23 protein-coding genes and 1 pseudogene are annotated in these 23494 nt (G+C 55.0%); 13 read left to right on the top strand and 11 right to left on the bottom strand.

The window, feature by feature from the left end; translation table 11 throughout:
* Positions 1-29 precede the first annotated feature (29 nt).
* The gene (locus QPL94_RS17895; RefSeq protein ID WP_285359280.1) at positions 30-260 is read left to right on the top strand and encodes a ChaB family protein; all 231 of its coding nucleotides are present in this window, start codon (positions 30-32) and stop codon (positions 258-260) included.
* 69 nt (positions 261-329) lie between these two features.
* On the opposite strand, the gene QPL94_RS17900 is transcribed toward QPL94_RS17895, so the two are convergent.
* The 4 genes from QPL94_RS17900 to QPL94_RS17915 all read right to left on the bottom strand — a co-directional run bounded on the left by QPL94_RS17900 (position 330) and on the right by QPL94_RS17915 (position 4240).
* Positions 330-914 carry a DUF6448 family protein gene (locus QPL94_RS17900; protein WP_285359282.1) on the bottom strand — a complete coding sequence of 195 codons (585 nt, stop codon included), beginning with the start codon at positions 912-914 and terminating at the stop codon, positions 330-332.
* Positions 915-1117: 203 nt separating this feature from the next.
* Positions 1118-2269, bottom strand: a complete 1152-nt coding sequence (locus QPL94_RS17905) for a helix-turn-helix domain-containing protein (RefSeq protein WP_285359284.1) — start codon at positions 2267-2269, stop codon at positions 1118-1120.
* Positions 2260-3585 carry an ATP-binding protein gene (locus QPL94_RS17910; RefSeq protein ID WP_285359286.1) on the bottom strand — a complete coding sequence of 442 codons (1326 nt, stop codon included), beginning with the start codon at positions 3583-3585 and terminating at the stop codon, positions 2260-2262. Before QPL94_RS17910 ends, QPL94_RS17905 begins: the two co-directional genes overlap by 10 nt.
* A complete protein-coding gene (locus tag QPL94_RS17915) occupies positions 3575-4240 on the bottom strand; it encodes a response regulator (protein ID WP_285359287.1) in 666 nt (221 codons plus the stop codon). Before QPL94_RS17915 ends, QPL94_RS17910 begins: the two co-directional genes overlap by 11 nt.
* A gap of 142 nt (positions 4241-4382) precedes the next feature.
* Here QPL94_RS17915 and QPL94_RS17920 point away from each other — a divergent pair, with 142 nt between their 5' ends.
* From QPL94_RS17920 to QPL94_RS17935, 4 genes are all read left to right on the top strand, one after another.
* Positions 4383-5693, top strand: a complete 1311-nt coding sequence (locus QPL94_RS17920; RefSeq protein WP_285359289.1) for a ferredoxin reductase family protein — start codon at positions 4383-4385, stop codon at positions 5691-5693.
* 88 nt (positions 5694-5781) lie between these two features.
* On the top strand, positions 5782-6186 hold the full coding sequence (locus QPL94_RS17925; protein WP_285359291.1) for a PepSY domain-containing protein: 405 nt from the start codon (positions 5782-5784) through the stop codon (positions 6184-6186).
* Between the two features lie 30 nt (positions 6187-6216).
* Complete coding sequence (locus QPL94_RS17930) at positions 6217-6687, top strand: DUF2271 domain-containing protein (RefSeq protein ID WP_285359293.1); 471 nt, start codon at positions 6217-6219, stop codon at positions 6685-6687.
* Between the two features lie 22 nt (positions 6688-6709).
* A complete protein-coding gene (locus QPL94_RS17935) occupies positions 6710-8929 on the top strand; it encodes a PepSY domain-containing protein (RefSeq protein WP_285359295.1) in 2220 nt (739 codons plus the stop codon).
* A 102-nt stretch (positions 8930-9031) separates the two neighbouring features.
* Here the strand turns inward: QPL94_RS17935 and QPL94_RS17940 are convergent, their stop codons facing one another.
* The 3 genes from QPL94_RS17940 to QPL94_RS17950 form a co-directional block, all read right to left on the bottom strand.
* Entirely contained in the window at positions 9032-11146 is a 2115-nt protein-coding gene (locus tag QPL94_RS17940; RefSeq protein ID WP_285359297.1) for a putative bifunctional diguanylate cyclase/phosphodiesterase, read from the bottom strand.
* A 209-nt stretch (positions 11147-11355) separates the two neighbouring features.
* On the bottom strand, positions 11356-12099 hold the full coding sequence (locus QPL94_RS17945) for a response regulator (protein WP_285359299.1): 744 nt from the start codon (positions 12097-12099) through the stop codon (positions 11356-11358).
* The gene (locus QPL94_RS17950; protein WP_285359301.1) at positions 12096-14057 is read right to left on the bottom strand and encodes a DUF4118 domain-containing protein; all 1962 of its coding nucleotides are present in this window, start codon (positions 14055-14057) and stop codon (positions 12096-12098) included. The genes QPL94_RS17945 and QPL94_RS17950 overlap by 4 nt, the downstream gene beginning before the upstream one ends.
* 309 nt (positions 14058-14366) lie before the next feature.
* Between QPL94_RS17950 and QPL94_RS17955 the strand changes: the two genes are divergently transcribed.
* The 5 genes from QPL94_RS17955 (at position 14367) to QPL94_RS17975 (ending at position 18703) form a co-directional block, all read left to right on the top strand.
* Positions 14367-15821, top strand: a complete 1455-nt coding sequence (locus tag QPL94_RS17955) for a TrkH family potassium uptake protein (protein ID WP_285359303.1) — start codon at positions 14367-14369, stop codon at positions 15819-15821.
* 111 nt (positions 15822-15932) lie between these two features.
* Entirely contained in the window at positions 15933-16343 is a 411-nt protein-coding gene (locus tag QPL94_RS17960) for an ACT domain-containing protein (RefSeq protein WP_285359304.1), read from the top strand.
* A 206-nt stretch (positions 16344-16549) separates the two neighbouring features.
* Positions 16550-17089, top strand: coding sequence for a glycoside hydrolase family 108 protein (locus QPL94_RS17965; RefSeq protein WP_285359305.1), 540 nt, complete (start codon positions 16550-16552; stop codon positions 17087-17089).
* Positions 17089-17679, top strand: coding sequence for a 3TM-type holin (locus tag QPL94_RS17970; protein ID WP_285359306.1), 591 nt, complete (start codon positions 17089-17091; stop codon positions 17677-17679). Before QPL94_RS17965 ends, QPL94_RS17970 begins: the two co-directional genes overlap by 1 nt.
* 118 nt (positions 17680-17797) lie before the next feature.
* Positions 17798-18703, top strand: coding sequence for a pirin family protein (locus tag QPL94_RS17975; protein WP_285359342.1), 906 nt, complete (start codon positions 17798-17800; stop codon positions 18701-18703).
* A gap of 622 nt (positions 18704-19325) precedes the next feature.
* On the opposite strand, the gene QPL94_RS17980 is transcribed toward QPL94_RS17975, so the two are convergent.
* Entirely contained in the window at positions 19326-19541 is a 216-nt protein-coding gene (locus tag QPL94_RS17980; RefSeq protein ID WP_285359307.1) for a hypothetical protein, read from the bottom strand.
* 275 nt (positions 19542-19816) lie between these two features.
* Here QPL94_RS17980 and QPL94_RS17985 point away from each other — a divergent pair, with 275 nt between their 5' ends.
* Together QPL94_RS17985 and QPL94_RS17990 are read left to right on the top strand one after the other, a co-directional pair.
* Complete coding sequence (locus tag QPL94_RS17985) at positions 19817-20314, top strand: hypothetical protein (RefSeq protein WP_285359308.1); 498 nt, start codon at positions 19817-19819, stop codon at positions 20312-20314.
* The gene (locus tag QPL94_RS17990; protein WP_285359309.1) at positions 20311-20991 is read left to right on the top strand and encodes a hypothetical protein; all 681 of its coding nucleotides are present in this window, start codon (positions 20311-20313) and stop codon (positions 20989-20991) included. The genes QPL94_RS17985 and QPL94_RS17990 overlap by 4 nt, the downstream gene beginning before the upstream one ends.
* A gap of 85 nt (positions 20992-21076) precedes the next feature.
* On the opposite strand, the pseudogene QPL94_RS17995 reads toward QPL94_RS17990, so the two are convergent.
* From QPL94_RS17995 to QPL94_RS18005, 3 genes and pseudogenes are all read right to left on the bottom strand, one after another.
* Positions 21077-21220: pseudogene (locus QPL94_RS17995) on the bottom strand (IS3 family transposase); the annotation flags it as partial.
* Between the two features lie 135 nt (positions 21221-21355).
* Positions 21356-22231, bottom strand: coding sequence for a PhzF family phenazine biosynthesis protein (locus QPL94_RS18000; protein ID WP_285359310.1), 876 nt, complete (start codon positions 22229-22231; stop codon positions 21356-21358).
* A gap of 13 nt (positions 22232-22244) precedes the next feature.
* A complete protein-coding gene (locus QPL94_RS18005; protein ID WP_285359311.1) occupies positions 22245-22457 on the bottom strand; it encodes a DUF1127 domain-containing protein in 213 nt (70 codons plus the stop codon).
* Positions 22458-22577: 120 nt separating this feature from the next.
* Here QPL94_RS18005 and QPL94_RS18010 point away from each other — a divergent pair, with 120 nt between their 5' ends.
* Positions 22578-23465, top strand: coding sequence for a LysR substrate-binding domain-containing protein (locus tag QPL94_RS18010; protein WP_285359343.1), 888 nt, complete (start codon positions 22578-22580; stop codon positions 23463-23465).
* Positions 23466-23494 lie beyond the last annotated feature (29 nt).

Consider the following 23494-nt stretch of genomic DNA (forward strand, 5'->3'; position numbering starts at 1 on the left):
AAGTCCAATAATCTTGGAGGGTCGATCAAATGCCTTACGACAGTAATTCAGAGTTGCCCGACCGCGTCCGTAATAACCTGCCATCCCATGCCCAGGAAATCTACCGGAATGCTTTTAACTCCGCCTGGGAAGAATACCGCAAGCCGGAGGATCGCCGTGGCGATTCAGACCGGGAAGAAACCGCTCATAAGGTGGCCTGGTCTGCAGTGAAAAAGGAGTATCACAAGGAAGGCGAGAAATGGGTTAGGGATAAATCCTGAATTTCTGAAGAGGCAGCAGGGTGAATGCGGGCTCTGCAGCCCGCATTGTGTTCTTGGCAAGGAGGGGGCTCAGTGCCCTTCGCTGCCACCCGCTGCACCGTGTACGCCTTCGACGTAGTGGATGTAGCTGACGTAGTCAGTGACGAAATCACGTCCCTCCTCTACGCTCTGATCGGCGCGCGCCTGTGCGTTTCGCGCCTCCTTATAACGCTCGCGAATACCGTCTTCGATCTTGCGGGTGATGTTTGCGACCAGGCGATCAATCTGTCCGTTCTCCAGCGCCGCATCCGCCGCCATCAGTCCCGGGTCGATCTGCCCGGAAGGCTTGATGCCGGTGAACGGCGCACCTTCCGAGGCACGATGAACCTTCACGAGAGTCGCGAACAGATGCCGGTCGGCGATGTCCCGCGTGGTCTCGTTCTGGCCCCGGACTTTGCGCACGTCTGCAAACACGCGCCTGATTTCTGCCTCATCCTCGGCGGGTACCCATTTGAGCAGAGGCGTAACATCGCCCGCCTCGAGCGCTGTGCGGGCCTCGGTAATCACCGGGCCATCCAGGGCATCGCAATGCGCCTGGGCGCTGCCAGCAAATACCAGACTGAAGATGGCGGCCGCACCTGCGGTAAGGGTGGTTTTCCGTAGCTTGGTTTTCATAGACGTTCTCCTCGTATTGCGTTGATTCTCGCGATTACCGGATTCGGTACCGCTTGGAAACCAGCGTAGGGAGAAGCTCTCGGAAAAGCGTTCGCGAGCGTGAAATCGGCCCTCTGTCGAAATCTTGGTAAAATCCAATAAAAACAGTTGCCTGGAGGTTCGAACTTCCCGAAAACCGAAACTCGAACCGATTGGCGTGGCGTTCAGGGCTGAGGCTCGGCACCAATGTTCCCCTGGAGGGCGCGATGGCGATATTCACTGGGAGTAAGCCCGGTATCGTTCTTGAAGGCCGTGTTGAATACGGACTTCGAGTTGAAGCCAGAATCGTACATGACTTGCAGGATATTCGACGTGTTTGCCGGGTCGGCCAGTCGTGCTTTCGCTTCCGCCAGGCGATAGCCGCTGACGAACTCGAAGAAGTTGCACCCGAAGCCCTGGTTGATCACCCGCGAGACTTCTTTTGGATGCGCATCGACTTTCCGGGCGAGCTGCTCCAGGGTCAGGTTAGAGTGGAGGTGCGGCTTGTTCTCGCGCATCTTCCACTCCAGCCGTTCCTTCAACGCCTGATCGAACTGCGGTGGCGTCTCCTCCGCCAACAACGCAGCCTGGTCGGCTGCGAGTCCCGAGAAGATGACCGGTTGGCGAAGGGAATTCACCATCAGAAAGTTGATGAAGACGAAGCCGGTCACCGCGCCAGCACCGGCTACCCACTCCGTTCCCGGCGCGCTTCTGAACACGTGTGCGGTGAGGCAGTAGAGCATACTCACTGTCCAGGCCACCGCGTAGCCGATCAGGAGCATCCGCAGCCACGCGAGTTGCTTGTTCTCGATGCTGGAAAATATCTGCCGAAGGCCGATGCCGAAGCGGGTGATTGCGCGAATCGTGGCGTACAGATAACCGAGGAAGACGGCGTGGATCGCCACCGCGAGGAGGGGTGAGGTCAGCACGCCCGGATGGTCCCGCTCCAGCAGGATCTGCACTTTGGTCCCGGTTGGCTGCAGATAATACTCGACCAGGAAGATGGCGCCGACAACCCAGAACAGCAGGGTATGAACGAGGTGCTCCTTGCGTAACCGGAAGTCCTGATACATCAGCGACTGCGCATACAGATAGAGTGTCCCCGCTTGCAGAAGCCCGATGAGCGTCCCGAGGTAGGCGAAGTTGGGGTGTTCGAGCGCGAGCCCGCTGCTGTAAAGGAAGATTTCGCCAAGCCCGGCGGCGAAGAAAACCAGCGTAGCGACCAGGAGCCGATTGCTGATGAGCCCGACGTTAAAGGGAAGCATCAGAAAAATGGCCAGACTCAGGGACTGAATGATGCTCGTCAACAACACGAGGTCAGTAAGTGTCAGATACATGCCACGTTCAGCTCCGCTTCAAAACCGTCCTGCCGTCCTGTTGCCGGTGACTGCAAATGCAATGTCATACCTGCACCTGTGGCAATCGCGTCTGCAATGGCCAGGCCCAGGCCGGAACCCGTCGCATCTGTTTTTGAGCGTGCAAACCGGTTCCTTAACCGGGCAAGCTGGTCCTGAGGCACTAGGTTACCGCCATTGCTCACCCTCAACGTTCCATCCGCTGCCATGCTGATCTCAACTTGCTGTTCGGGGGAGCCATGCTTTAGCGCATTCTCAATCAGGTTACGAACAAGGATGGCGAAGGCATCGGGATCGAGGAAGGAGTTCACTTCGCTCTCGGGCAGGGTCAGCGTCATTCGTCCTGGTGCGTGGCTCTCAAAATCACCGACAATCATTGCCAGTATGGGCACAAGATCGTGCCGGTTCTGTGATATGGCGCCGGCTCCTTCGGCTTTCGCCAGTTCGAGCAGCTTTCCGGACAGGACCGACAGGCTGCGCAGAGATTTCTCAATATCGGCAACATCAGCTTTCAGTTGGTCACTTTGAACCCGGGTTTTCAGCCGCTGCACTTTGGCCAGTGCTGTTGCCAGTGGTGTCCTCAATTCATGGGCACTGTTCGCCGTAAAACTCCGTTCTGTCTCCAGCGCGCGGTGTAACCGTTCCAGCAGCCGGTTGACGGCCAGGGCAATAGGTTCAAATTCCTGTGGTAACTGATCCCCGGCAACAGGTGAGAGATCTCCGGCGCCACGGAATTCTATGGACTGCTGGAAATCGACAACCTTGCGCAAGGAAAGCCGGACGATCCACCAGATACCCAGCAGGCTGACCGGGATCAGGAAGGTTAAAGGCATCAGCAATGCCAGGCCTGCTTCCAGCGCGGCTTCACGGCGGTGAGCCAGAGGTTCGGCTACCTCGAGGTAGATAGTCTCGCTGACGGCCGATGCTCCGTATATCCGGTGTGTCGACGTGTTCGAGAAGCCTTCCTGTGGCAATGGGCCAAAAACCCCGGGATCGGCGTCGTGAGACTGGAGCAGGAGGTTGCCTTGCCGGTCTCTGACCAGGTAAGTGAGGTATTCGTCGTGGTCTTTCAGGGCAGGGGCCCTTTGATTACTGGCTCCGTTTTCCCGGTTCAGGATGTCGGTGACGGCCAGCGGCAGAATGCGTTGCGCGGTTTCTTCAAGGGCGCTGTCAAACACTTCATTCATTTCGTGCTGCGCCACGAGTCCGGAAGCGGTAACGCCTAGCAGCCAGAGCAGGGTGACTCCGAGCGTGAGGCCGATGCCCAGGCTTTTCTGTAAGCTGGTTTTATTGGTCATGTGTTTCCAGACGGTAGCCCATGCCCCTGACGGTTACGATCGCGTCCCGCCCCAGTTTTTTGCGCAGACGGCTGACATAGACCTCAATGGTGTTACTTTCAATTTCTGCTCCGAAGGCGTAAAGACGATCCTCCAGTTGCGACCGCGATAATAGCATTCCGGGTCGGTGGATGAAGCCCTCGAACAGGGCCCACTCCCGGGCAGTAAGTTCCACTGGCTGGCCATTGCGACTGATACGGTGATCACCAAGATCGACCTCCAGATCACCCACGCGAATCAGCGGGTTCGGATTGCCCCGGTACCGACGGGCTACCGCGGCCACACGGGCCGACAGCTCGGAAAGATCAAAGGGTTTTACCAGATAGTCGTCGGCGCCGGCGTTCAGTCCTTCAATCCGGTCAGACACCTGATCCCTGGCGGTGAGGATGATCACGGGTGTCGTTTTTCCGGCTGTCCTCAGCTTCCTCAAAAACCCGAACCCATGGCCGTCCGGCAGGATCAGATCAAGCAAAATCAGGTCGTAGGCTGTGGTCTGAACTGTCGTTTCGGCAAAGGCCAGGGTCTGCACCCAGTCCACTGCGTGGCCGTCATCCGCAATCTGATCCCGCACCGCTTCGCCAAGCCCCTCGGTATCCTCAACCAACAGTACCCGCATAGTTCACCTCTGATCCAGCCCTGGGAGAAAGATACTACAGCCGGAACCTGACAGCTGCCTGAATGGCTGACCTTCAGGTGGCTGTCAGGTTTGGGAGATAGCCTTACCTCAATTATTTCAGCTGTCTTTCGGAGGAGAGGTCATGATCCGGATCATTTTACCTTTTATTATCCTGGTTTCCGGCCTCTGGGCCTGGAATCTGGCTGCAGGCCCGGACGCCGGTACCCCCTGGGGCGTTTATAAACAGAGCCTGCTACTCAGCGGGTGGTTGGCCATCGCCTTGATGTCGCTGGCCATGATGCTGGCGCTGCGACCTGCCTGGCTGGAACGACCGCTGGGCGGACTGGACAAGATCTATCACACCCATAAGTGGGCCGGCATTCTGGCCGTGGTATTCGCCGCTGCCCACTGGCTGATTGAAATGGGCGATGACGTAATCGAGTCGGTTTTCGGCGAAGCCGGTGAGCATGAGCCGCATTATTCCGGGTTTATAGACACCATGCGCGATGCTGCCGAAGACATTGGCGAGTTTGCCATTTATCTGTTGTTCGCCATGTTGCTGATTACCCTGTGGCGCAGGTTCCCCTACAAATACTGGCGCTACCTGCACCGGGTTATGCCCGCGCTTTACCTGTTGCTTGCCTTCCATGCAGCCTGGCTCGCTCCGCTGCAATGGTGGCAGCAGCCCATTGGTGTGCTGATGGCCATCCTGCTCCTGGGCGGGAGCATCGCCAGCGGGCTTTCGCTGGCTGGCAGAGTTGGTCGACATCGCCAGGTTCGAGGCACGATTACCGCGATCAACACTCCGGCTCCGGATGTCACCGAGGTTACCTGCCATTTGGGGCAAGCATGGAGAGGGCATCGTGCGGGGCAGTTTGCATTCGTGACCTTTGACACCCTGGAAGGAGCCCACCCGTTCACTATTGCCAGTGCCGATCGGGGAGATGGCAGGGTTACATTCCTTATTAAATCGCTCGGAGACTTTACCCGCAATCTCAGCCAGAAAATCAGGGCAGGGCAAACGGTGACGGTTGAGGGCCCCTACGGCTGCTTTAACTTCGACCGAAGAAAGCGCCATTCTCACCAGATATGGATCGCCGGCGGCATCGGTGTGACGCCCTTCCTGGCCTGGCTTGAAGGCATTGGCACCAACGCGGTCGCCGCACCGGAGGCAGACCTGCACTACTGCACCCGAAACGCCGATCAGGACCCCATCGTGGAACGACTTCGCGAGCATTGCCGGGACTTTCCCGGCATTCATCTGCAGATCCATGACAGCAGCAAGGGTGAGGTGCTCTCGGCGGAAAAACTGGCTGCCGGTGTGCCTTCCTCTGCAGCTGCAGAAGTCTGGTTCTGCGGCCCGGCAGGCCTGGCGCGGGCAATCAGACAGGGTTTGCGCTCAGCACCCTTCCGTCTGTCGCGATTCCATAAAGAGGCTTTCCAGTTTCGCTGATCTTTGCGGATCAGGGGCCGGGCGCGTTCAGGCCAGTGTCAGGTAAACCTCATAGAGTGTTCATTGTGGATTCAACAGGAGACATCCCATGAAAACCAAACCCGTGATTTTAAGCCTCACTTTATTGCTTCTGAGTGCACCACTGTTGGCTGACGATGACTGTGATGATCCGGTGGCCAATTGGCAGCCGCGGGAGAACCTGCGCCAGAAACTGGAAGCTGAAGGATGGACGGTTTACCGCATCAAGGTGGATGACGGTTGTTATGAAGTAAAAGGCCTGGCTCCACAGGGCTTCCGCGCAGAGGCGTCTTTTGCTCCGGCCTCCCTGAATCTGATGGAACTGGAGCGGGAAGAAGACGATGACGACGATGATGATGAAGATAACGATGGCAGATACGGCACCCAGATGCCGGATGCTGCCCGGGGCAAGGGCCAGGGGCCGGTTCCAGACAATGGCATTGTCAAGGGTCGCCCCAGCGTAACCGTGGAATAACCCGTCGATGCTTTTTACCGGAGAAACTGTATGAAAACGATTTTATTTGCTCTGGGCCTGGCGATAGCACTTGCTGTGCCCAGTGTTGCGCAGGCTCGTGAAGTGACGTTCACAACCGAATTACTCGACTACGGTGGCGATGGTGCCTATCTGGCGCTTTACCTCACGGATGCTGCCGGCAAATACCGGGGCACTCTCTGGGTTTCAGGGAAAAAAACCAAGTACTACAAGCATCTGAGTGGCTGGGCCCGTGGCAGCAGGCTGAACCCGGCTGAGTACGATGGCCTGACCGGTGCCAGCATAACCAGTGGGCGCACCCTGAAAATCACTCTGGACCTGGACGACGCCCTGATCGACAACGGCTACGAAATTCGGGTCGACACTTCCGTTGAAGATATGCGGGATAACCGGGCGGATATCTCCCTACCACTGACCAGCGAAGGTTCCGGAAAACCGGTAGCCGGGCGTGGTTATGTTCGCTCATTCCGCTACGAATTTTGATCGACTGGCAGGAGCCAAGGTGATGTTACGACAATTGCACCGGTTACCGGGACTGCTGGCGGCGCTATTCCTGGTAACACTTGCCATTACTGGCGCCATTCTGGCCCTGGCGCCCGCAATGGACAGGGCGGCAGCAGTCATCCCGCCCGCTGGCGAGGTGAGTGTGGCGGAGTTGGCAGGTCGGGTTGTCGCCCATTACCCGGGAACCGAACAGATTGAGCGGGGCTCTTCCGGCGGAGTGATCGTCTATTACAGCCGTGATGGCCAGCCTGGAGCTGCTCTCGTCAATCCCTTGACCGGCGAGGGCATTGCACCCTACGAGCCATCGCCTTTTTTTACCTGGATCAAGGACCTTCATCGCGCGTTTCTGCTGGATGACGTCGGTCGGGCGCTGGCGGGGGTGATGGCCGCCTTTATGGTGCTTCTGTGCATCTCCGGAATTCTTCTCCTGGTCCGTCGGACTGGTGGTTGGGCTGGCTTGTTCCGGCCGTTCGCAGGTTCCGGTAACAAACGTGTTCACTCCGAACTGGCACGGTTTGCCGTTCTCGGGTTGCTGCTGTCCGCATTGACCGGGAGTTATATGTCAGCGCAGCGTTTTGGTTTGCTGCCCGAAACCTTCGAAGCCGGGCCAACGTTCCCCGCTGAAGTTTCTGGGGGACAACCGGCTCCAGTGGCCAACCTGAGCGCCCTCTCGGAGGTTGATCTCGGCGAATTGCGGGAACTGGTGTTTCCCTATCCGGATGACCCCCGGGATGTCTATTCCCTGACAACCAGCAGTGGCTCCGGATTTGTTGATCAGGCGACCGGTGAACTGCTGAAGTACCAGCCTCGCTCTGAAAGTAGCGTGTTCCAGCAGTGGGTAGTCAGTTTGCATACCGGCGAGGGCCTGTGGTGGCTGGGACTGATTCTTGGAGCTGCGGCGCTGACCGTCCCGGTGCTCTCGGTGACCGGAATAGGTATCTGGTGGCGCCGCCGATCTTCTGAGCAACTACCGGACAATGCCAATGTCTCTCAGGCGGATACCGTTATTCTCGTCGGATCTGAAGGTAATACCACCTGGGGTTTTGCCCGGGAACTCCACGCCAGTCTGAACAAGGCGGGTTTCAGGGTGCATTGCAGCGAGATGAACGCATTGGCCGATCATTATCCGCAGGCCTCCATGCTCTTTGTACTGACCTCCACCTATGGTGACGGTGACGCGCCGACGTCAGCTCGGCGGTTTATGGCCAGGCTCGGGGATTTCAGGGTTAGGGAAACGCTGAAATACGCGGTGCTGGGATTTGGCGACAGGCAGTTTCCGAAATTCTGTCAGTTTGCATTGGACGTGGATGCAGGGCTCGCCAGAAAAGGGCTGACTCGTCTGCATGGCATTGAGCTGATCAATCGGTGTTCCGCTTCCCAATTCAGCGAGTGGGGAAACAAGATTGGTGAGCTAATTGGTGCTCCGCTTGCGATGACCTACGATCCGTTGCCGCCGCCCTCGGTAAAGCTGGAGCTTGTAGAACGGGCGGATTACGGGCTTGCAGTGCAGGCGCCTACCAGCATCCTGCGTTTCAAGGCAGCAGAGCAGGGCGGTCGGAGGCTGAAGTTTCTCCCCCGAGCTCCCCGAACGTTGCCGTCATTTGAGGCGGGCGACCTGCTCGGTGTGATGCCGCCACATGGACAAGCCGCACGATTCTACTCCCTTGCATCTTCTGCGACAGACGGTGTGCTGGAAATATGCGTCCGCAAACAACCCGGTGGTCTTTGCTCCGGATATTTGCACCAGCTCAGGCCGGGGGATTGTATTGATGGCTTTGTCCGCCCTAATCCCGGCTTCCGGCCAGCCACTGGTAATACCCCGGTTATCCTGATCGGAGCCGGTGCAGGGATTGGCCCGCTGACCGGATTTATCCGGAAAAATACCGAACGTCATCCTATGTATCTTTACTGGGGTGGACGCAGCTCGCAGTCGGATTTTCTCTATCAGCCCGAATTGGGGCGCTACCTTGAAGACCAGCGTCTGACAGGGCTAAACACGGCGTTCTCGCGATCTGACGAACGTGCCTATGTTCAGGACAAGCTCAGGCAAGATCAGATCGCGGTACGCCAGATGGTTGAAAAGGGGGCACAGATTCTGGTCTGTGGCGGCAGGGACATGGCCGTTGCGGTAAAACAGGTTATTGAGGACATTCTCGAGCCACTGCGCATTGATGTGGAGACGCTTCGAGCTGAGGGGCGGTATCTGGAGGATGTTTACTGAGTATGCAAACATACCCTGGCCCCACCGAAACAAGGAAATCTCCAGTGGCTACCCGATTGCCTACGATGCTGCTAAAGCGTTGAACGGAGTTGCAAGCACAGATCAAGAAGGTTCTTCCTGGCAGCCCTTTCTTAGCAATGCCTCGAATTCATCCTGGCGTAGGGGCCTGGAAAAAATGTAGCCCTGGGCGTAGTCGCAGCCGACACGGGAGAGGAATTGCAATTGCTCGTCTGTTTCAACGCCTACTGCAACCACCCGGACGTTAATCGCGTGGGCCATAGCAATGATGCCCTCCAGTATGGGGTCGGCCTCGCCCCCCTGGCCAGCGTCCTTGATCAGCTCTCTGTCCAGCTTGACGCTGTCCAACTTGAACTCATGAAGAGCCAGCAGGGAGGACGGTTCAATACCAAAACCGTCAATGGCCAGTTTTAACGGCGACCCTGTCAGCCCCAGGCTCTTGACTGGATTGAATCCGGAGGCTCGAAGGTTGTTGAAAGAGGCCGGGGTGAGTTCCATCATGATCCCGCTCTCATCGGCGCTAATTTTTGTCAGCCGCTCCCGCCATTGGTCCACAAGGCTTCTTGTCACAAAGGAGGCGGGTGATTCGTTGACGCTGATCGAAAGCTCTTGCTCATTCAGCTCGCGCCACCGCAACTGGCAGATTGCTGCCTGCTCCAGTACATAGGCAGTGATGCTGTCCGTCAGGCCGCCTTGCTCTGTCACGCCGAGAAAGGCGTCCGGAGTCAACAGGCCTTTGCACGGATGATTCCATCGGAGCAACGCTTCTGCCCCGTATATGGCGCCGGTGTGGATGTCGATGATGGGCTGGTAGTAAACCTCCAGTTGGTTATCCCGGAGGGCATCATACAGTTCCCGGCTTAACCGGATATCTTCTGATTCGCTCTTCGCCATCGAAGGCGCGTAGACCAGAACCTGGTGGCCTCCCCGTTCTTTGGCGGCGTACATGGCCTGATCGGCATTGTGCATCAGTTGATCGATATCCTTGCCATCATCGGGGAAAACGGTCAGGCCGATGCTGCCGGAAATGTGTATCCGGTGAGCATCCACGTCAAACGCCTGTTCCAGACTGCTCAGAAAGGCCTTTGCAGCTTCCTTCGCACCCTCCCGGTCGGTTTCCTTCAGGATCAGGGTAAATTCGTCTCCGCCGAGGCGGGCCACGGTGTCCATGGCCCGCACTATGGTACTCATACGTTTGGCCACCTGCGCCAGAAGCCGGTCACCGGCTTTGTGGCCGAGCTGGTCGTTAGCCTGTTTGAAGCGGTCCAGGTCGATGAATAGCAGAGCAAAGGAACTGCCCATTCGTTCGGCCTCCAGCAGGGTCTGCTCAAGTCGATCAAGGAACAGCCGCCGATTGGGGAGGCCGGTCAGCAAATCAAAATTGGCACTTCGCCAGACCTGATATTCAGCTTGTTTACGCTCAGTAATATCCCGCGACGTTTTAACCACAGCTTCAATCTCGTTCTGGTCGTTACTGACCGGGACCAACTGGCAGTCCAGATACAGTTCGCGGCCAGACGGATAACAGTGATGATACTCCCTGAGTTGAGTCTGACCGGTGGAAACGGATTTGGTGATCGCGTCGTGCAACCCTGTGGCCAGGTCCAGGCCCAGCTCCCATGGGGTTTTACCAATAACCTCCCGGTGCGGCATGTTGACCAGATCGGCCATCGCCGTATTGATAAACAGGTACTTGCCGTCGGGGTCGAATATTGCGGCGGGGTCCGGAGAGGCTTTCAGCAGAGTTTCGATCAGGCGTGTTTCCTGTTCTTTGAGGGCTGAGAAGCTGGACACTGAATTGGCAATCAAATGGTCGATGGCCTCATTGAACCGCACCAGTTCAGCGATGTCTTCTGCGGTGAGGCTCTGCTGCTCATCACTCCAGTCCTCGGTAACCCTGGCCCGCAGGGAGCGGAATTCCTGAACCATCTGAAACATCGAAAGACCCTGCTCGACACGGTCCATGGCATGGGCTGACGAAGCGGGCGCTTTGACGTTGCCAAGGGCCTTGCGGGCCAACTCGTCCCGGGTCTGGGGCGCACTCAGGTCTTGGCGTATGAACTCCAGCATCGAACGGGCGTGATCCCTGAGGGCGGGGCTGTCTTCGCCCTTCAATTGCGGAGCGATGTCCAGTGCGGCTTCTTCCCAGTCTTCAAGCAGTTGCTCCATTTTCGTCTGGATAAATTGAACCAGCTTCATAGTGAATGGCCTCCTCCATGATAGGGCGGCGCGTACCGAAATGGTTCACAAGCCGTCAACATCCGTGGCCCGTGTAGCCCGTTAAACGTGGTTTCAGAACCCATGTCAGGGGGTACATGTCGACTATAGATAGGGCAATCAATCCGGGCAAGCTTAGGAACATGAACAACAGGCAACTCCAACAGCCAGGAAAACACCGCAGCCCTGATTCAGGCACTGTGTGTGCCTGCACAAAACCATTCCAGAAAACGGTAGCCAACACCAGGTTCCGTCTGGATATAATTCTGCTCTGTCGGGTCATCCCCGAGCTTTTGCCTGAGCCTGCCGATCAGGATTCGAAGATAATGGGTATCTTTGGTATGGGTCGGACCCCAGATATCCTTCAAAAGTTGGGACTGAGTGACGATCTTCCCGGACGCCAGCATCAGAACCTTCAGCACTGCGAATTCTTTCGGGGTTAACCTGACAGACTCTCCATTCACCGCGATCTTTCGCAGGGAGAGATCAATGTGCAATGCGCCATCATCAAAAATCACCGGAGCCTCAGTGAGTGGCCTGCTGTTCCGTTCACAGTTGCGCAGCTGGGTTCTGACCCGGGCCAATAATTCATCCACGCCGAACGGCTTGGTAACGTAGTCGTTAGCGCCCAGGTCGAGAGCTTTTACTTTCTCCAGCTCCTGGTCCCGAACAGACAGAACAATAACCGGAACCGACGACCGTTCACGCAGAGCGGCAAGGACGTCAGAACCGTCCATATCCGGCAACCCCAGATCCAGAATTACGAGCCCGGGCGAGTGTCTGGCGCACAGGGCCAGGCCGGTTTCGCCAGTTTCAGCTTCCAGTATCTCGTAGCCCTCGGTTTTCAGGCTGATACGCAGGAAATGTCGAATCTGCGGTTCATCGTCGATAATCAGGATGCCCGGCTTTTCCCGGTTATGTGTTGATTCAGTCATTCAATGGATTCCCGGTCAGATTCCTGTTCCGGTGATTCTATCAGGGGGAGGGTAATTTCTATGGTGGCTCCCCGATTGTCGGGGCCCGCCAGTGCCTGAATGCGCCCGCCATGGGCGGCAACCATGCCGTGGCAGATGGCGAGCCCAAGACCGCTGCCATGGGGGCTGCGATCGCCTTCACCACCGGTAAAGAACCTATCGAACACCTGGCCTCTCTGGTGCTCGGGGATGCCTGGCCCTTCATCAGCGATGGTGATAACCAGTTCATCCATTTCCCGATAGGCACGGATGCTCAGAGTTGATCCGTCCGGGGCGAATTTTGCAGCGTTCTCAATGACATTTACCAGCGCTTGCTCGATCAGGGCAGGGTGCACGAAGAGCAAGGGCAGATCATCAGCCACATCCCGCTCCACCCCGACTCTGGCCATCATGCTTTTCGTGCGCCTCAGAGCTGACGACAGGATGTCAGTCAGTGCGATCCAGTCTCTTTCTATCTCGAGAGTTCCGTGGCCAAGTTTTGTCATGTCGAGCAAGTTACGGATATAGCGATCCAGTCGCTCACCCTCGCCGAGAACGGAATCCAACAGGCTTTCCCTGTCTTCATCAGACAGCCGATTCGACATGGATTTCAACGTGCTCGCGGAACCAATCATTGAAGCGAGGGGCGTTCTCAGATCGTGAGAAATTGATGAAAGCAGGGCAGAGCGCAATCGTTCCGTTTCCTCAGCAACCCGGGAGGCGGAAAGATTGGCGGCCAGCTGCGTTCGAAACCAGGCCAGTCCCAATTGATGCACATAGACGCCAATGGCAAGTCCCCGGTAATACTCAGGCGTCATACTGTCTACCCGCAGTCCCAGAACTGCGTAGACCTCACCATCTGCCTCGATAGGTTCAAACCGCCAAGGCAGACGGTTTATGGTATCCGAGAATGCACCACTGGGCTTTCCGTTACGCATGGCCCAGTCGATAGCAGAGTAGGCGGCCTCATTGAGCGTATGGGTCGGCCCACCTTGCGTGACCAGTTCGAGGTCACCCTTGTCCTGGCCAGGTTTAACAATAACGAGTGGTATCTTCAGTTGTGCGTACAGAGCTTCGATCGCTTCGTGCTGCACCGTTGTAATGTCCGGTGCGGAGGCCAGGCGACGGGTGAAGTGGAGGTGGGCGTCCGTCAGGTCATTTGAAGCACGCAGCATCTGAACCTGGTCTCTGAGCCTGCCTGCAAGGTTCCCGCCCATGACCGCGACAATCAGAAAGAGGACGACGGTCAGCAGCTCATCCGTCTCCACCATGTGGAAGGTCAGCCGGGGTTCGGTGAAAAAATAGTTATAGGTCAGAAAGCTCAACACAGCAGCAAACAATGCGGGGCGAATACCTGTTCGGGCTGCGACCCAAAGCACAGAGGTCAGGAAGATCAGGGACAGGTTGCCCAGAGGCAGCGCATTCTCGAGCCCCATTGAAACCGCCGTAGCGGCACCGACACTGGCCACCGCCCAGGCATAGTCACTCCATTCGGTATACGTGTTGAGATGTTCGACCAGATGGCGGCGCGGTTTGCGCGGGGCAGGGACGAAGGTGATGTCGAACGTTTCGGCCTGCTTCAGCAGTCGGCGACCGGTGGATTGGCGGAAGTCCCACCAGCGGCTGTAAGATCGGCCCAGAATCAATGTGGTGATGTTCTGCTCTTTTGCGAATGCCAGGAGCTCTTCTGCGACGTTATGGCCCCGAAGTCGCCTTACCTCCGCACCTGATCTGGAAGCCAGTTCAAGTATCTGCTCCAGACGCTGCCGTTCCGCGGGCCCTGCACGTCCATTGTCGACGGTTACAACGGTCCAGTGTGCTTTGCCGCGATTGGCCAGTCGCCGTCCTGCCCGAACCAGTGCTTCGCCTTGGCCCGAGCCATCAACAGCGACCAGATAAGCCTCCGGTTTGCTCTCGGATTTGCACTCTATGGATGTCATGCAGCCTCTGTACGACGGGAAGCTCTGTCTGCACCAGGAATCGCCCTTGAGTTCGCTTCTGGCCCCGTAAAAATACCGTAAAAATTGACTACTTGCCGTCCTAAATTTCCTGTAGATATGGTTTGCTTACGCCTTTCCAGGAAAGTCCGGTCTTAAATAGGAGTAGGGGCGTGCAGCAGATTACGTTGATACTCACCCAAAAGCAGGTTTGTGCTCCGCCAGTATTCCAAGGTATGCAAAATTCACCGGGGCAGCAATGGGAATAGCATTACCGGAAAAGATTCGTGAAATGTCGGGACGATCCTGAATATGGCGCTGTTCAATATACTGCCTGTCGTTCAAATTCTTGGATTCTTGCTGATTCTCCTCAGCTTTTTGATGACGCTCCCGGTAAATCTATTGATGTTCGGTGAGACACCGGATTGGCTGGCCTTCGTAAAATCGGCAAGCATATGTTTTGGCGTTGGCTTGCTCTGTTTCCTCAGCGCTGGCCGAAAACGGCACGCACTCAAACAACGACAGATGTTTATCCTCACCGTCTCGGCCTGGATTTTCATTCCCTTGTTTTCGAGCCTGCCCTTGCTTTTGAGTGACCTGAAACTCAGCGTTACCGATGCCTTCTTCGAAAGTATTTCTGGCGTGACAACTACGGGCTCCACTGTATTGAGTGGCCTTGACCAATTGCCGGACGATATTTTGCTTTGGCGCTCAATCATGCAGTGGATGGGCGGCATCGGAATCATTGGGATGGCCGTCGCAATTCTGCCATTTCTGAGAATAGGTGGCATGCGACTGTTTGCTACGGAATCGTCCGAATGGGCGGAAAAAGCGGTACCACGCACTAACCGCCTGGCTCGCGGGCTTGTATTCAGTTACCTGATTCTTACGGCAGGTTGCATATCTGTGTATTGGCTATTGGGAATGGATCTGTTCAATGCACTCAACCATGCTCTGACCACGGTGTCGACAGGCGGGTACTCCACGTCCGACAGCTCAATGGGGCAGTACGATCAGCTTTCCATTCTTTTTGCGTCGACTATCTTCATGATGCTTGGTGGCATTCCATTCTTTCTGTTTGTCAGACTGCTGAATGGCCAGGTTCAGCCGCTACTGAGAGATCAACAGATCCATTTTTTCCTCAAATTTTTGCTGGTGATCGCGAGTGTAATTGCTTTTTACCGTATTGTGACTGACGGGACGGTTCCACTGGATGCCTTTGTCCATGCTTTATTTAATGTGACATCAGTGGTCACCACAACAGGGTATGCCTCGCAGGATTATTCGTTGTGGGGCCCATTCGTTATCGTATTGTTCTTTTTCCTGACATTTGTAGGTGGTTGTTCTGGTTCCACCAGCGGTGGAATGAAGATGTTCCGCTTTCAGCTGTCGATGCTACTTTTAAGAGAGCAGGTGCTTCGACTGTTGCACCCGAATGCGGTCATCGCCAGACACTACAATGGGCGTATTATCAGTGACGAAATTGTCGCTTCCAGTGTCGCGTTCTCTTTTATATTCCTGGCAACCCTGGCAGTGGTCGCCGCGATCCTGGCACTGTTGGGGCTTGATCTGACCACTAGCCTCACTGGTGCGGCAACTGCATTGGCAAACGTCGGTCCGGGACTGGGGGATATCATCGGCCCGGCAGGTAACTTCCAGCCATTGCCGGATGCAGCCAAATGGGTATTGATGATGGCAATGCTGTTGGGGCGGCTGGAGCTTCTGAGTGTGTTTGTTATGTTTTCACCGCAATTCTGGCGTAGTTGATCAGATGACCACACAAAGCGCGATATCCGACTACCATCGTTCATAAACGCGCTGAATTTTGTCTACAATGAATGGACATTCCCACGACAGTTGGCCAGAGGATAGATAAAGATGAAGCGACCAAAGCATCTGCAGGATTTGATCAAGCAGCTCTCGCCAAAAGTGGACTCGACGACCTATGTCTATTGCACAGTGCCGCACGCAAAGTATGGCGAGCTGGAAAAACTGAAACCCATTGTCAGCATTGCCGAACTGGAAGGTCTTACCCTGGTCATTCCTCTGGATCAGGCCAAAGCCGAGGGCCTGGACTACTACAGGGTGTTCCGACGCATTACGCTCGAGGGCCACTCCAGTCTTGAAGCCCTGGGGCTCACATCCGTAGTAACGAGCCTGCTTGCAGAGCGGGGCATTACCACCAATGTCATAGCAGGGTTTTATCATGATCACATGTTCGTACCCAGTGATCGGATTGATGAGGCGATGGAGGCATTGAAGGATCTGGCCAGCAATCCCGACGGTTAAAGGTGGGGGGCCGACCAGAGAAAGTAAAGGATTTTATTCTCAGGTAAGCTATTTTTAAATTAAGTCTAATTCCACGTCTTGGTAAACATCATTGGAACGGCAGTTGGAATTTCGCAACATCGAGATAGGCTAGTGTTCGATGGTGTTGAGGTCCTTCGGCAACCAGCCTCACGGTTATAGCTTCTTAACCCGTTTAAGGAGAAGTCATGGCTGGCATAGAGGAAATGATTGACGACATACTGCGTCGCGAAGGCGGTTATGTCGACCACCCCGCCGATCGCGGCGGGCCCACCAAATTTGGGATTACCCAAAACACCCTGTCCCGTTACATCGGCCGCGCCGCGTTAAAAAGCGAAGTCAGAAATCTCAGTGAAGACGTGGCCCGGGATATCTACGAGAGCAACTACTTCGAAGGCCCGCGCATCCACCGCTTGCCGGAAGAAATCCAGCCGTTTATTTTCGATTGCGCGGTCAACCACGGCCCGCGGCGGGCGATAAAATTCGTGCAAAGTGTGATCAACCAGGCCGGTAAGGAACCGCCCCTGGACGAGGACGGCGCCATGGGCCCCAACACCGCCAAAGCCGCTGCCTGGGCCCAAAACGTCATGGGCGACTATTTTCTCAAAGCCTTATTGGAAGAGCGACGCAACTTTTACCGCACCATCGTCGCTTCCCGTCCCTCCCAGGAAGTTTTCCTCCGAGGTTGGATGAACCGTGTCGCCGAATTTGAGCAGGAGGTAGCCTGATGGCCTGGTGGAGCGCAATCGGCGATGTTTTCAGAGGTAGCAAGGAAGTTGTCGAGGTTTTCAAGCCCAACGCCACCGAAAAAGAACAACACCGCCACAACGAAGTCATGGCCGACCTCGACCGCGACAAAGCCGTAATGGGGCAATTCGCCGCTGAGTTCGTCGACCGGAAAAATCGCACCTGGTGGGATTCGCTAATCGACGGATTAAATCGCTCGGTGCGCCCGGTCATCACCTTCGGCGTCCTGGCGTTTTTTATTATCGCACCCTTAAGCCCGGAAAAGTTCCTTCTGATAGCCCAATCCTACAGCCTCATGCCCACCGGCTACTGGGCGTTGCTGAGTGTTATCATCGGTTTCTATTTCGGCGGGCGCATGCAACTAAAATCCCAGGATATGGCAGTAAGAAAAGACGCCGTGCAGGCTGCCAAAAACCTGGTCGTGATGCGCAAGGAATTTCGGCAATTAGACGAGGAGGACGACAGCAAGGAATCGAAAATCTTCGAAGCCGCCGTGGCCGAGCAGGGAACTCGGCCGAGCAATAAAGTGGTCGCGGAGTGGTTGGCGATGAAGAAGCCGGCGCATGATTGAGCGGCAGATCCCCTGGTTGCTTCGGGCATAAGTATAACCATGCTCGTAGACTTGGCGAGATGGGTGCGGCCCTGAGAACGTTACGCTGATAAATGTGAGGTAGAAGTCGGTGAGCAACATGCTTCCAACACTAGAGCAGGAATGCAACGCCCTACAGGCGCCCTGCAAAGCAATCGAGTTGTTGCTGACGCCAAGGGTCGCAGATCTTGGTGGTTTCTCCGTGCGTCGTTTGTTACCGACTGCGAAGAGAAAAATGGTTGGCCCCTGGATATTCTTTGATGAGATGGGGCCTGCGACGTTTTCCGCCGGAGAGGGAATCAATGTCTTACCTCATCCGCACATAGGCATTGCCACTGTGACCTACCTGTTCGAGGGTGAAATACTACATCGGGATTCGGTAGGTAGTTTGCAGTCCATTCGCCCCGGTGACATCAACCTGATGGTGGCGGGCAGGGGCATAGCTCATTCTGAACGGGAGCGACCTGAGATAACCAATGTTGACCATGGCCTCCACGGACTTCAGCTTTGGTTGGCTCTGCCTGATCAGGATGAGGAAACCGAGCCTTCATTCCATCACTACAGTGAGCACGAGATTCCTGCGATGGAAGTTGATGGGGTGCCGGTACGCGTAATGATCGGCAGTGCCTGGGGAGTGACATCGCCCGTGCTTCAATTTGCCGATACCCTCTATGCCGAAGCTTCACTGAAGGCTGGCCAGGCTCTCGAATTGCCAGATGCTCCGGAGCGCGCTGTATACGTCGTTCAGGGCTCGCTCGACGCAGCGGGCACAAATTTACCCACTCACAGCATGGCGATAGTGTCTGCCGGTGAGACGGTATCCATCACTGCCGCGGAAAACTCCCGTATCGTCTTGATTGGAGGTAAACCGGTAGGGCGGCGATTTATAGAGTGGAATTTCGTATCTTCCCGGAAGGAACGTATCGCTCAGGCAAAAAATGACTGGCGTGATGGGAGGTTTGCCAAAGTACTCGGAGACGAAAACGAATTTATACCACTACCCTGAACGTCCACTAATGACGCTCAATCACGAGAATAATCGATTGGAGAAATTGGCCGTCCGGCTCAAAGGGAGGCCGCTCAGGCGGGGCGCTTTCAGCGGCTCCTGAAATCAATGTCCCAGTACATCGGTTTCGTTTTTCTTTGCGTTTTTCTCCTTTTTCTTTTCCTTGGGGGTTAAAAGTGGTTTCTTTTTAGTGTCTTTTTTTCTGTCCTGGCTTTTACTCATGCGGTCTGTCCACCTATGTCTGATGCCCATGCTTTCAGCATCCAGTATGAACCCAATTTCGAGTAACTGATAGGATTTAGAGCGTGGCTCACACAAAAGGACGCACTTGATGACCAACGGTCTCACTGGCAAAAAACGTTCATTCAAAAACCGGAAATGTTTGGCAGTCAACCAAGCCTGCCTGCCCGAGTGTCCGTGGAGCTGTTCGCAAGGGAAGGAATAAACCGGATTCTTGAATCGGCCAGAAGAACAGCGCCATCGACGAGCTATTGCCGTACAACTGGAGGTTGGCCATTCCTGACAAGGTATAATGGCCGGATGCTTACTCGTAACCGACATTGCTAAGCAGTGAGCGGGTCAATGATTGGGGGGCAGGTCAATTCTGGCTTCGAGACAATTGCTAGCCGATCAATTGATTTTCGTTATGCTTCTCAATGACCTGAGTTTTGCCGACAGCATAACTGAGTGTAACGGCTAGAGTGAAAAATGCCGCCAAGCCGCCAAACAGAGTAATTACAGGGATAATGTTCATCAGTTCAGAAACCTCCAGTGGTTTGTCGTTGGGGCGTGCTCCCGTTTCCAGAAGCCTTTCCAATCGATCAGGATCAGCGAACACAATTCGTCGGTTGCCTCATAGTGTTCAAGCTCATCATTAGTGTACTAGGAAGAGGCTCTTCAAGGCGTATGAAGAAACCATTACTCGGCGTATGCAAATACCCGTATCTTACCCGCTTTGCCTAGACCACCAAGCAAAGCACATGTATTCGCCGGTTACGGCCTTTTCCAGGTGCCCGCTGCTTTTAGTTACACCTTCTTTGGTTGTTGAAACTGCTTTACTATGGCGGTGAAGTGGTGAAGCTTTAACCAAGCTTATAATCAGAGGGTGAGACTATGAAACATTCTCCTGATTTAAAACCAAGCCTCTCTGAAAGTTTTTCATCTCTAGTTTCAAGTCACGCGTTTGTTTGGCTAGTGATCCCGCTGTTTTTTTTCGCCATATCGCATTACTCGCTCGCTGAGGACCTGACTCCAGTGCCTATGGCGTCGCTGGATGGGAAAGCCTTCAAGAGCAAGCTCGGGCCCGTGGGGAAGCCCATGGACGTCGACGACATCCTGGTTTTCGAAGACGGCCAGTTCGTATCCAAGGAGTGCGAGCGGCGCTGCGGCTATGCAAAGGTCGATTACTGGGTGAGAAGGGCTCAGGATGGCGCTATTGAGATGCGAGCAGACGTGCCGTGTACGGAGTCTGACGCGATGATGCACTGGCGGGGTACCGTGCGCGGGGACAATATCGAAGGCTCCTTTACATGGGTAAACAAGCGTTGGTACTGGAACTTTGAAAAAGAGTTCCGGTTCAAGGGTCGGTTGGTGGAGGCCGACAGTCCATGATCCGGCCGGCCATGCCAGCCGAGCGACGTTTGGCAGGGCTACTGAAGCTTTCGATTCTGATCGGAATTATTGTCGGGGGCAACCTGCTGACGCGGGGCGTTATTGATGGTCTGGAGGTGGATATTCGGCCATCGAACGAGCCCATGCTGCATAAGCTCATCATGACCTCCATGGCCGCTTACATCCTCTTGATGGCGCTTCCGTTTGTGCCTGGTGTTGAGATCGGGCTGGCACTGATGATGATCCTCGGGCCTGAGATCGTGCCCTTGGTGTATGGATGCACTCTGACTTCTCTTTTTCTGGCCTTTCTTGTTGGACGGTTTTTACCGGAACAAGCTCTCACCCGGTTTTTGCGAGAAGTGCATCTCGTCCGGGCGGCCACGTTTTTGGAGACATTCCACGGGCTTGATACCGGACAAAGACTGGCCTGTCTGACCGAAAAATCGCCCCAGAGATGGGGTCCGTGGCTCTTGAAGCACCGCTACCTGACTCTGATGCTCGCCATCAACCTCCCGGGCAATATAGTTCTGGGCGGAGGGGGTGGGCTGGCGCTGGCGGCCGGAATGAGCAGGATGTTTGCCATTCCCCGCTTCATACTGGTTGTGGCGGTTGCGATTTCACCCATGCCGCTGTTTCTGATGGTAGTCGGAGATAGAATTGCAAATTGGCCGATTTAAGTGAATCTCGGTCGAATAGGAATAAACATGTTGCGCTTTGAAATTCCGAGTGGACTTCCCCCGATACGCATGACACACCCCAGCCTCAAACGGAGGCCATCTCAAAGGCCTCCGGGCTGACGCCACCCAGGTGGGTATGACGTCGGACTCGGTTATAAAAGACTTCGATGTAGTCGAACACATCTGCTTTTGCCAGGTCACGGGTTTTGTAGATCCCTCGGAATCGAGTTGCCTCAGCCCGGAGCAATCGGCTGTATTTATTTGATGAACCGCTGGGAGATTATCAACGCCAATGTGACTAAAAAGTGGCTGAAATGTGAGTGCTGCATCAAAGCCAGATCGTATTAAACTTCTCTCAGAATCATCAAAATTCAACCTCAGCGATTTCTTTGAGGGCTCCTCGTCCTCCGGCAAACAGATTCTCGATCTTGCCGCTTGCGCCAATATCCAAACGTACATTGATAACGCTAGGTGAGGGCGGTGACATCCAGCGTCCCTGCTCCAGCAGGAACTCCTGTTTGTCGAAGCCGATATGCTCTCGCAGGTAACATGCCAATGGGCCAGCAGCCATGCCTGTTGCGGACTCTTCCTGGATTCCATACCGGGGCGCGAACATTCGGGATCCCGCATCTCGTCCATTTCCGACACTATCGAAGGAAAATATGTAAAGTCCGATCAGATCAAGAGCATCACTGAGCTTTTCGATCAACGCAAAATCTGGCTCGAGACTCTGGATTACTCCAGCGTCCTGAATGCCTACGACTACAAAGCTATTTCCTGTATTAACCAGTGTCGGCTTGGTACCCGCAATTAGATCAGCGCTGGCTATCCCTAGCGCCTGGAGCGTCAAGCGATGAACGTCATCAGTGAGTTGCTCATAATGGGGGGCTTTTTGCTCCATATACGCTGACTCACTCTCCATCTTTATCGACCTGCGTCCATCAATCGTCTCTTTGGATGACTCGTCGCTTGCAAGCAGGCCGTTCTGACGCAAATAACTGAATGTCGCGATCGTTGCGTGGCCGCAGTGAGCGATCTGTTGGGTTGGCGTATAGAATTCCAGCTTTATGTCTGCCAGCTCAGACGGGGATACAAACGCCGTCTCCGACAAACCGACAGCCGCCGCGATCCTCTGTTTTTGCTCAGAATCAAACCGTTCGGCGTTCAACACAACACCTGCCGGGTTGCCGCCGGAATCACCGTCAACAAAAGCACTTACAATTGGGACTTGAATTTTCATGGTCGGCGCTCCTTCAGTTCTTCCAGAATGGCTTTGTGTATTCCTGCTCGACCTGGCTCCTGGAGATTCCTATATCCTTGAGCATGAAATCTGACAGGGCGGTGAGCTCTTTATGGCCTCGGTATTTCATTCGCCACTTCATAAGAAGAGCGGTTACGTTGAATTTAACTGTGTTCGCCCGTGAAGGACCTTCAGCTCCTTTGGTAGCAATCGCATCAAGTGACATTTTAGGCTCCTCTGTTCGTTGTTTTCGTCGGTTAAATTCTTTCAATGACTGGTGTCCGGAACAAACAGAAAAAATTCGTCTATGCTTAATTAAAAATTAACCGTAAACAGAGTGGAGCCAATGCAGAAACTACCTCCGCTAAGGGCATTGCAGGCATTTCGATACGCGGCGAGAGAGCTAAGCTTCAAGTCGGCAGCTGACGCCCTGAACATTTCCCAGGCAGCCGTCAGTACCCACATTCGAGGCCTGGAAGAGTTTCTGGGTTTGAAGTTATTTGTCCGTTTGACCCGCGAAGTGCAATTAACGCATGAAGGCAGGGCGCTTTCAGGGTATGTGGAGACGGGCTTTCAGGAGCTGGAAAGGGGCATAGCGCTGTTTGCGCCAAATGCTGATCCCGGACGCCTAACAGTAGCAACGGTGCCATCCTTTGCCAGTCGGTGGCTGGTACCCAGAATCGATTCGTTTCAGAAGGCTCACCCAGAGATCCAACTAAGCCTGCAACCCAACCTCCAGTTAGTCGGTTTTCAGGGTGATGGCGTGGATCTGGCGATCCGTTTTGGTAAAGGTGATTATCCGGGGCTTGAATCCAGGCTGTTACTGGAGGAAAAGCTACTGCCGGTGTGTCACAGCAGGCTCGTTGAAAACAGCGATGTGACACCTGAGAGTCTGATAACACTTCCGTGGCTTATCGATGAATCGATCGACATGCAAAGCTCGTGGATAGCGTTTCAGGAAGAACTCGGCATCGAAATACCGGACAGATCCATAACACTACGAGTAACAGAGGGAACGACGCTCGTAGAAGCAGTGCTTGCCGGCAGGGGTATTGCATTGATGCGATACAGCCTAGTTGCTGACCTTCTCAAAGCGGGCCTGCTTCAGTGCCCGATCAATATTTCAGTGCCGGCGGAATACCAGTATTACCTGGTTGCACCGGAAGCAAAATTTCGCACGGATAAGGTTCGCGCCTTCGTTTCGTGGATTATTGGGGAAGTAGGTTCCGGGTAAGGCTTTGCGAGGGAGTGCTCCAGCTGGAC

The organism is Marinobacter sp. SS13-12 (genome assembly GCF_030227115.1).
Taxonomy (GTDB): Bacteria; Pseudomonadota; Gammaproteobacteria; order Pseudomonadales; family Oleiphilaceae; genus Marinobacter.

What these genes read in the sequence shown, in the direction of transcription:
- QPL94_RS17895 (WP_285359280.1), top strand. Translation starts at nt 30, where the DNA reads ATGCCTTACGACAGTAATTCAGAGTTGCCCGACCGCGTCCGTAATAAC.
- QPL94_RS17900 (WP_285359282.1), bottom strand. Translation starts at nt 914, where the DNA reads ATGAAAACCAAGCTACGGAAAACCACCCTTACCGCAGGTGCGGCCGCC.
- QPL94_RS17905 (WP_285359284.1), bottom strand. Translation starts at nt 2,269, where the DNA reads ATGTATCTGACACTTACTGACCTCGTGTTGTTGACGAGCATCATTCAG.
- QPL94_RS17910 (WP_285359286.1), bottom strand. Translation starts at nt 3,585, where the DNA reads ATGACCAATAAAACCAGCTTACAGAAAAGCCTGGGCATCGGCCTCACG.
- QPL94_RS17915 (WP_285359287.1), bottom strand. Translation starts at nt 4,240, where the DNA reads ATGCGGGTACTGTTGGTTGAGGATACCGAGGGGCTTGGCGAAGCGGTG.
- QPL94_RS17920 (WP_285359289.1), top strand. Translation starts at nt 4,383, where the DNA reads ATGATCCGGATCATTTTACCTTTTATTATCCTGGTTTCCGGCCTCTGG.
- QPL94_RS17925 (WP_285359291.1), top strand. Translation starts at nt 5,782, where the DNA reads ATGAAAACCAAACCCGTGATTTTAAGCCTCACTTTATTGCTTCTGAGT.
- QPL94_RS17930 (WP_285359293.1), top strand. Translation starts at nt 6,217, where the DNA reads ATGAAAACGATTTTATTTGCTCTGGGCCTGGCGATAGCACTTGCTGTG.
- QPL94_RS17935 (WP_285359295.1), top strand. Translation starts at nt 6,710, where the DNA reads ATGTTACGACAATTGCACCGGTTACCGGGACTGCTGGCGGCGCTATTC.
- QPL94_RS17940 (WP_285359297.1), bottom strand. Translation starts at nt 11,146, where the DNA reads ATGAAGCTGGTTCAATTTATCCAGACGAAAATGGAGCAACTGCTTGAA.
- QPL94_RS17945 (WP_285359299.1), bottom strand. Translation starts at nt 12,099, where the DNA reads ATGACTGAATCAACACATAACCGGGAAAAGCCGGGCATCCTGATTATC.
- QPL94_RS17950 (WP_285359301.1), bottom strand. Translation starts at nt 14,057, where the DNA reads ATGACATCCATAGAGTGCAAATCCGAGAGCAAACCGGAGGCTTATCTG.
- QPL94_RS17955 (WP_285359303.1), top strand. Translation starts at nt 14,367, where the DNA reads ATGGCGCTGTTCAATATACTGCCTGTCGTTCAAATTCTTGGATTCTTG.
- QPL94_RS17960 (WP_285359304.1), top strand. Translation starts at nt 15,933, where the DNA reads ATGAAGCGACCAAAGCATCTGCAGGATTTGATCAAGCAGCTCTCGCCA.
- QPL94_RS17965 (WP_285359305.1), top strand. Translation starts at nt 16,550, where the DNA reads ATGGCTGGCATAGAGGAAATGATTGACGACATACTGCGTCGCGAAGGC.
- QPL94_RS17970 (WP_285359306.1), top strand. Translation starts at nt 17,089, where the DNA reads ATGGCCTGGTGGAGCGCAATCGGCGATGTTTTCAGAGGTAGCAAGGAA.
- QPL94_RS17975 (WP_285359342.1), top strand. Translation starts at nt 17,798, where the DNA reads ATGCTTCCAACACTAGAGCAGGAATGCAACGCCCTACAGGCGCCCTGC.
- QPL94_RS17985 (WP_285359308.1), top strand. Translation starts at nt 19,817, where the DNA reads ATGAAACATTCTCCTGATTTAAAACCAAGCCTCTCTGAAAGTTTTTCA.
- QPL94_RS17990 (WP_285359309.1), top strand. Translation starts at nt 20,311, where the DNA reads ATGATCCGGCCGGCCATGCCAGCCGAGCGACGTTTGGCAGGGCTACTG.
- QPL94_RS18000 (WP_285359310.1), bottom strand. Translation starts at nt 22,231, where the DNA reads ATGAAAATTCAAGTCCCAATTGTAAGTGCTTTTGTTGACGGTGATTCC.
- QPL94_RS18005 (WP_285359311.1), bottom strand. Translation starts at nt 22,457, where the DNA reads ATGTCACTTGATGCGATTGCTACCAAAGGAGCTGAAGGTCCTTCACGG.
- QPL94_RS18010 (WP_285359343.1), top strand. Translation starts at nt 22,578, where the DNA reads ATGCAGAAACTACCTCCGCTAAGGGCATTGCAGGCATTTCGATACGCG.